Here is a 4,386-nt window from a genome sequence, read left to right on the forward strand (position 1 = left end):
GGCCCCCTACCTCACCGACCTGTGGAAGCGGGCCGGCGAACTCGGCTACCTCGGGGTCAACATCCCCGAGGAGTACGGCGGCGGGGGCGGCGGCATCGGCGACCTGGCCGCTGTGCTGGAGGAGCTCAGTGCCGCAGGGTGTCCGACCCTGATGATGGTGGTCTCCCCGGCCATCTGCGGGACCGTGCTGTCACGCTTCGGCACCCCCGAACAGAAGCAGCGGTGGCTGCCCGGCCTGGCCGACGGCTCGGCGATCATGGCCTTCGGCATCACCGAACCCGACGCAGGCTCCAACGCCCACCGCATCACCACCACGGCCCGCAGGGACGGCGACGAGTGGGTGCTCAACGGGCGCAAGACCTTCATCTCCGGTGTGGACGTCGCCGACGCGGTGCTTGTGGTCGGCCGTATCGAGGACGAGCGCACCGGCCGCCTGTCCGCGGCGCTGTTCGCCGTGCCAACCGACACCCCCGGCTTCGTGAAACAGCAGATCGAGATGGACCTGGTCAGCCCCGACCACCAGTTCCAGCTCTTCCTGGACGACGTGCGCCTGCCCGCGGATGCGCTGATCGGTGATCCCGACGCCGGGCTCCTGCAGCTCTTCGCCGGGCTCAACCCCGAACGCATCATGGCGGCGTCGCTGTCCACCGGTACCGCCCGGCACGCACTCGCCAAGGCGGTGGACTACGCACAGGACCGAGTGGTCTGGCGCGACACCCCCATCGGTGCGCACCAGGGGCTGGCGCACCCGCTGGCCCAGGTGAAGATCGAGATGGAGCAGGCGCGGCTCATGACCCAGTTCGCGGCACTCCGCTACGATTCCGGCGACGACGCGGGGGCGGGCGAGGCCGCGAACATGGCCAAGTACGCCGCCGCCGAGGCCTGCGTGCGCACGGTCGACCAGGCCGTACAGACGCTGGGCGGCAACGGCTTGGCGAGCGAGTATGGACTGGGCGCCGCCCTCACCTCCGCGCGGCTGTCGAGGATCGCCCCGGTCAGCCGGGAGATGATCCTCAACTACGTGGCGCAGCAGTCGCTCGGCCTCCCCAAGTCGTACTGAACGAGGACACCGGCCGGGCCGGGTGCGCCCACCTGCGCCCCGGCCCGGCCCCGCATGTGGGAGGCGCGCCCGTGGACACCGGACGGGGCCAGGAGCCCCGACAGGAACGCAGCAGGGCCACTCGCGCCCGCCTGTTGGAGGCGGCGGTGGCCTGTCTGGCCGAGCGCGGGGTTCCGGGCACGACGGTGGGCGCGGTCGCCGAGCGCGCGGGCGTCTCACGCGGGGCGGCCCAGCACCACTTCCAGACGCGCGAGGATCTGTTCGTGGCCGCCTTCGACAGCATGGCGGACGGGCTGACCGTGGAGCTGCGCCGCCTCATGCACGACCTGCCCGAGGGGCCGGACCGGGTCGAGGAGATGGTGCTCGTGCTCTTCGACGTCTTCAGCGGAACCGGGTTCCAGGCCGCGTTGCAGTTGTGGACCGGCGCGGCCAGTGACCCCGACCTGTATCCCCGGGTGGTGCCGCTGGAGGAGCGGGTGGGACGCGAGGCCCACCGCACAGCCGTCGAGGTGCTGGGCGCCGACGAGTCCGTCCCGGGCGTGCGCGAGACCGTGCAGGCCACCCTCGACCTGGCGCGCGGACTGGGCCTGGCCAACCTGCTCACCGACGACACCGCCCGGCGCCACCGCATCGCCCGGCAGTGGGCCGCGATGCTCGAACGGGAGCTGGAACGCAGCCCCGCAGGCTGAGGTTTCCGGGACGGTCGGAGGGCTGAGAGGCGGTGCTGCGGGGGCCGGGGCCGGGTCGAAGGTCCCGACGGCACGCCCCGGTTCGGGGAGGCTTATCATCGAACCGGTTGGCACGGACCAACTCGGAGTAAAGCGATCCAACTGGACGAGGCGGTGTGTCGGTGAGTGCGGAGACGGGCGGGGACCTCCCCGGCCTGGCCGGATGGGCGTTGGACGCGTTCGCGGAGAGTGCCACGCGCACCAGGGACCGCGACGCCCTCATGGACTCGGCGTTCGCGGCCCTGTTCGACCTGTACCGGGCCACGACCCCGGCGCACCGGAGTTCGCCCGGGTTCCGCGAGTTCGTGAGCAACCTCGCCGAGCTGTTGGCCCAGGGCAACAACCCCGACCGCTTGGGCCTGTACGTCGTGCGCAGCGAGACGGCCGCGGAGAACGGTCGGCACGAGGGGTACCGGCCAGCCTGCTGGCGGCGCTCGATGCTGCAGATCCTCGGCGACGAGTTCGTGCCCTGGTCGGTGGTCCTGCGCCCCCGCGACGTCGACGCCATCACCCGGATCGACGACGCCCTGGCCGAGGTCGCGGTCGACGCCGGCATCGTGTCCGACGACGAGGTGCCCTCCTGGGTCCCGGACTCGCACTGGTGGTGGTGGGAACCGGTCCGCCTGCGGTCGGGCGGCGAGGGCGCTGCGCCCGGCGGAGTGCCGGAGCCGGGGCCCGGTACGGACCCGGGTCCGCAGGGGCATGAGACCGAGACCGTGGTGGAGACGGGCCGCAGCGAGGACTGAGCCTGCCGTCCCCAGCGCGACCTGGGGTGAGGCGTGAGCTGGCGCGTCCGGACGAGGTCCGGGCGCGCTTTTCGAGGCCAAGTAGTCAAGTTTGACTAGACAGGGGTGGCCGCTTAGCGTGAAGCTCCGATCAGCGGTGACGAAGGGTGGCACGGCCATGGCCGATGTGAAGGCGGAGAGCGGCGAGGGGGCGGGCGTGCGCGCCAACGAGGCGGTGGTTCCGGTCCTGGGCTGTGTGGATGCCGACGCGACCGTGGACTTCTACCGCATGCTCGGTTTCGGGGTCGAACACGACCAGCGGCGGCCCTACTTCTACCTGGCTCTGGCATGGAGCGGGTTCCAGATGCACTTCGTGGACGCGCCCAAAGGCACCGACCCGGAGAAGGAGGAAGGCGGGATCGCCCTGGTCATGGTCGACGACGTGGCCGCTTACCACGCGGCGTTCGTGGCGGCCATGCGAGCCGACCGAGGGAAGGTGCTCGCACGCGGGGTCCCGCGCATCACCCGGTTCCGTCCCGGGGCGAGCCGCTTCACCCTCGTGGACCCCAACGGGAACTCGCTGCTGTTCATCCAGCGCGACGAATCCGCCGACCTCGACTACGGCGGATCACCTGAGCTCGAGGGGCTCGCCCGGTCGCTCGACGAGGTGCGCATCCTCCGTGAGTACAAGATCGACGACGCGCACGCCTACCGCCGCGCCAAGTCCGGGTTCAAGCGCCACGGTGCCGACGCCCCGGTGGTGGAGCGGGCGCGCATGCTTGCGGTGCTCGTGGAGTTGGGCACCGCGGTGGGGGAGGACCCCGGGGTGATCCGGGCGCGTCTGGACGAGCTCGACGGCATCGAGCTGACCGAGGACGAGCGGGCCGAGGCCGCCGGGGATCTGGACGCAGTGGAGGAGACCCGGCGCTGGTTCGCCGAGGGCGGCGGGTGAGGGGCACTCAGGCCTCCTCGGTGAACACACCCTCGTAGGGGTCGCCCCGCTCACCGGCGAAGACGTGGGCCCCGGCCTCGATCCGCTCGATCAGGCCGTGGGTCCACGCAGCTGAGGAATCGGCCGTGTGCACCCACAGATCCATGATCTCGCCGATGTGGCCCAGCGACGTGGGGCCCTGGTCCGGGGAGTAGTACTCCGAGACCGACGCGTGCCAGGCGCGCAGCCCGTCCAGGCGTTCCCGGAGCAGCCCGGCCACCTCGTGACGGGGCAGGTCGACCATGAATCCCAGGCCGGCCGAGAGCACGTCGAGTTTGGTCCCGGGGGACGAGAGCGCCCGGCGCAGAAGTGTGAAGAAGGTGTGCGTGCCCTCCTCGGTGATGCTGTAGACCACTCGTGGAGGGCCGCCCGCCGCGGAGGGCTCGGCTTCGTGGGCGGCCAACAGGCCCTGGCGGTCCAGCTGCTTGAGTGCGTGGTAGATCGAGCCCGGCTTGGCTGTGGACCACTCGTGCGCGCCCCATGCCTCGAGGTCGCCGCGCACCTGGTACCCGTGCGCCCGCCCGTGGTGGCGCACCGAACCCAGGACCAGAAGCCGGATCGCCGACATCCCAACGCTCTCTCTCACTTCGACGGCGGGCGCGACCGTGCACCGGGCGCGCCCGTCCAGCACCATAGCGGTATCCGGTGCCGTGGTCGGTTCGGACTGGGCGGGGGAGTGCGGCTGGTGGAGAGGCGGTGGCGGAGCGCTGGTCGGGGCAGGGCAGAGGCCGGTGATCAGGTGGGTGTTCTGTGGTGGTGCTTCTGGCTTGCCGGGGATGGGGTCTGGTGTTGCTTCGGGCCGGGTTTTTCGGGCCGATGTTGCCTTGGGGGTGGGCGAAATGGTTGTTCTGTGGTGTTGCCTCGGGGGTGGTGGTTCGTCGG

The 4,386-nt window shown here is 71.3% G+C and carries 5 protein-coding genes; 4 read left to right on the plus strand and 1 reads right to left on the minus strand.

What is annotated here, in order from left to right:
* From D474_RS0126930 to D474_RS0126945, 4 genes are all read left to right on the plus strand, one after another.
* A partial coding sequence (locus D474_RS0126930; RefSeq protein ID WP_017616581.1) for an acyl-CoA dehydrogenase family protein occupies positions 1 to 1,060 on the plus strand: 1,060 nt, incomplete at its 5' end.
* A 71-nt stretch (positions 1,061 to 1,131) separates the two neighbouring features.
* Entirely contained in the window at positions 1,132 to 1,749 is a 618-nt protein-coding gene (locus D474_RS0126935) for a TetR/AcrR family transcriptional regulator (protein ID WP_026118838.1), read from the plus strand.
* 155 nt (positions 1,750 to 1,904) lie between these two features.
* Complete coding sequence (locus D474_RS0126940; protein WP_017616583.1) at positions 1,905 to 2,534, plus strand: hypothetical protein; 630 nt, start codon at positions 1,905 to 1,907, stop codon at positions 2,532 to 2,534.
* Between the two features lie 157 nt (positions 2,535 to 2,691).
* Positions 2,692 to 3,465: a VOC family protein gene (locus tag D474_RS0126945; RefSeq protein WP_017616584.1), complete on the plus strand. Its 774-nt coding sequence runs from the start codon at positions 2,692 to 2,694 to the stop codon at positions 3,463 to 3,465.
* A gap of 7 nt (positions 3,466 to 3,472) precedes the next feature.
* On the opposite strand, the gene D474_RS0126950 is transcribed toward D474_RS0126945, so the two are convergent.
* The gene (locus D474_RS0126950) at positions 3,473 to 4,072 is read right to left on the minus strand and encodes a PadR family transcriptional regulator (protein WP_026118839.1); all 600 of its coding nucleotides are present in this window, start codon (positions 4,070 to 4,072) and stop codon (positions 3,473 to 3,475) included.
* Between the last annotated feature and the right edge of the window lie 314 nt (positions 4,073 to 4,386).

This window comes from Nocardiopsis salina YIM 90010 (assembly GCF_000341025.1).
Classification (GTDB): domain Bacteria; phylum Actinomycetota; class Actinomycetes; order Streptosporangiales; family Streptosporangiaceae; genus Nocardiopsis; species Nocardiopsis salina.